Origin of the sequence: Brevibacillus sp. MCWH, from assembly GCF_013096935.1 — a bacterium.
Lineage (GTDB): Bacteria > Bacillota > Bacilli > Brevibacillales > Brevibacillaceae > Brevibacillus > Brevibacillus aydinogluensis.
Genome location: NZ_SDLF01000241.1, coordinates 1 through 389, shown reverse-complemented (window position 1 = coordinate 389; position 389 = coordinate 1). Strand labels below are relative to the sequence as shown.

Here is a 389-nt window from a genome sequence, read left to right as displayed (position 1 = left end):
CTTCACCACTTTCCATAGATTCTGAAGATTCATCGCCAGTAGTATCACTCTCACTATTAGTATAGTCTTCAGAATCCAAATTAGGGTCATCTTCTCCCCCTTCTTCACCAGAATCGTCTTCTTTTACACTCTCTTCTGTCTCTTCCTCTGTATAATCTGTAGGTTCTTCCACATTATCAGTATTTTCTTCACCTCCGCTTTCTTCAGTATCCATCCCATCTTCAGTATAATCTGTAGGTTCGTCAACATTATTCTTGTTTTCCGCTTCAAGCAATACTCTTCTTTTGAACAACATTAAATTCTCACCCCGTCTTTCTTAATAATTACCTTATCTGATCTAGTCATAATTCTATGAATTTCAGATTCAAGTTTATCTTCTAGTCGTCTTA

Annotated in this window: 1 protein-coding gene; it reads right to left on the bottom strand. The window is 36.5% G+C overall.

Annotated elements, in window-relative coordinates:
• On the bottom strand, window positions 1-295 hold a 295-nt coding region (locus tag ETC00_RS20270), incomplete at its 3' end, for a hypothetical protein (protein ID WP_371808943.1).
• Between the last annotated feature and the right edge of the window lie 94 nt (window positions 296-389).